The organism is Haloarcula sp. Atlit-7R, from assembly GCF_003666065.1.
Classification (GTDB): domain Archaea; phylum Halobacteriota; class Halobacteria; order Halobacteriales; family Haloarculaceae; genus Haloarcula; species Haloarcula taiwanensis.
Genome location: NZ_QXIK01000038.1, coordinates 1 through 2,438, shown reverse-complemented (window position 1 = coordinate 2,438; position 2,438 = coordinate 1). Strand labels below are relative to the sequence as shown.

Sequence of the window (2,438 nt, the reverse complement as noted above, 5' to 3'; positions counted from 1 at the left end):
AATTCGGTCAACAACTACCGAGTCCGGTGGAGAGTACACACTTCCCACCGGGTTCCTCAACCGGGTAGTTGCGACGATATCTAATCAGCAGACAGCGACAGAATTCTCCACTAAACTAGAACGGATGCCCCTCAACTAGACAGTGCCGTCAAAACGTACGCTAAAAAGATCCACCAAATCACACTATTATTTAAGTTGAATATGATCGCGCCACCAACAAATAACCCAGTAAATAGATATCCAGTTATAATCGTCGAGGCAAGCATTACATCTTGATTTTCGGGGGTGACATCAAATACTGAAACTACCTTCCCGATCTTCCAAAGCCATAGAGTAAATATTGTACCAACTAATATTCCTTTATCTACCAATGTATTAATCAAAATATTATGTGTTGTTTGTGGCAAACTTGCTGGGTATGGCAATGGGAAAAGATCAGATAAAGTGTATCCTCCTTCACGAATAATGAAAATATTATTTACTACGATGTCTATTCCTCCAATATACAAAAGAGACCGGTTACTAGTGAAATCATTCACCAGCCTGAAAATATCACTAAAAATAATATCTGGGTATATTACATATATCCCATATCCCGCAACCCATAATAAAACAGGAGAAATCATAACCAAAGGAATTACTTTATTCAAATTTAATACATATAATATAGTAAATAGTATAAATGCAAACAGAAGTGCCATTCCAGTTCGGCCAGTTCCGGTCAGTAATACATAGAGGAATAAATGAGACCCCGTCAAGAAAATGTAGGCAGAAAATAATTTTTTAGGCCACTTCCTATATCTAGCTAATATATATGACGAAATAAAAACCGTAATTGCTAAGTGAAGGTATATTTTCCCACCACTAAAAGCGTAAATGCTAACGGGTGCTCCGCCAATAGCCCTTACATGCGTTGTGTGGAAACTCGGGATAGGTGAAAATGTTGTTGTTAGTGCATAAACTGACTGGAGTGCCACAAACGTACAATAAATGTATAGAATGTTACGGAAAATATACTGCTCTGAATAAAAATAAAAGTAAAAAATAGCAGATATAAAAAAAGCGAAATATAGTACCACAGTTTCCGGTCCCATAGTCGCTATATATACCGGGATTAATAGCAAGGGAAGCGTTGCTACGTCTGACCCTGGGATAGGAACCTGCTTTTTTAAAACGGTCAAAACAGATACACTAAATATGAATATAGCCATAATGATTACCCCGGTATAGCGAATTATAATAGGATTAGTTGAAGGTAGCCAACGGATCGTTGATATTAATATAATAACTATTAACAAAAGGTGAGAAATATTCTCTAACCGGGCATCAATCGACTCATTATGTACGGCTATGTTTCGAAGCGTCAAAATAAACTCACCTACTTTCGTTTGAAGATCTTCATCTGATTAATCGAGATATTCCGTGGGGGATGTATAAACTAATTGTTTCTGCCTTGGGGATTATAGCAATGTGCATAACAATTTCGCCTATAGAAATTCTGCCACCTGAACGAACCACCGTTTACGACATAGTATTTTGGGCTGGCGAGCTGCGTTAAGTTGAATCACAGTCTCGCCAACCGCAACGTGATTCGGATTCTTCCCGTTGACCGGCTGTAGGCCGGCTTTCTGCACCCAATTATGAACGGTGGAACGACACCGCTCGACACCCAGACCAGCTAAGACAGAGACAGTATCCGACAGCGACAACCCCACCACATGCAGTTGGATACCTAGTTTCATCGTCGGCTCGGGTGTCGCTTCTCGCTCCACAAAATCTAATTCGAAACCGCTGTTAAATTCACTAAAGCACTCGATTTCGGGCATGGGCACCTAGAAATCGAGTCGCCTCGTTCTTCAGACCTTATCTGAACAGTGCCGGCGAGCTGATTGGTTCAGGGAGAAAGAGAATCACCAGACAACAGGCCGATGCTATTCTCAATCAGCGGCAGGCGGAGGACATCGTATGCGGAAGCTGTGGCTGGGGCAGCCTGCGACCCGGCCACTGACTGCTGCCGGCCCGGCGGCAGTCAGCCACTCACACCTGTGGGATCATACACCCCCTCTCGGTCGAGCATGTGGAAGATAGACACCACAACTTGCGAGCAGTTGCAACGATTGCCTTCTGCGACCCTTTCTTTCCCGCCAATCGATTGTAAAACCACTCAGGTACTCGTTCTTGCACGTGTGGACAGCTGTCCACGCACACTGGACGAGGATCCAGCGTAACTGCCGTGAGCCATGTTTCGAGATCCCGCCCTTGATCCGCAAGTCGCCTGACTCGCGGATCACCGGGTTCAATCCAGCGTAACCATCCGTTCTAGTTTAGTGGAGAATTCTGTCGCTGTCTGCTGATTAGATATCGTCGCAACTACCCGGTTGAGGAACCCGGTGGGAAGTGTGTACTCTCCACCGGACTCGGTAGTTGTTGACCGAATT

1 protein-coding gene and 2 pseudogenes are annotated in these 2,438 nt (G+C 43.8%); all 3 read right to left on the bottom strand.

From position 1 onward, the window contains the following. Positions 1 to 131: 131 nt before the first annotated feature. Positions 132 to 1,211 (bottom strand): hypothetical protein, encoded by a 1,080-nt coding sequence (locus tag D3D01_RS23595; RefSeq protein WP_147439981.1) that lies wholly within the window; start codon positions 1,209 to 1,211, stop codon positions 132 to 134. Positions 1,212 to 1,553: 342 nt separating this feature from the next. After that, positions 1,554 to 1,826 (bottom strand): annotated as a pseudogene (locus D3D01_RS22440) (IS6 family transposase); the annotation flags it as partial. A 203-nt stretch (positions 1,827 to 2,029) separates the two neighbouring features. Further along, positions 2,030 to 2,309, bottom strand: a pseudogene (locus tag D3D01_RS22435) (transposase); the annotation flags it as partial. Positions 2,310 to 2,438 lie beyond the last annotated feature (129 nt).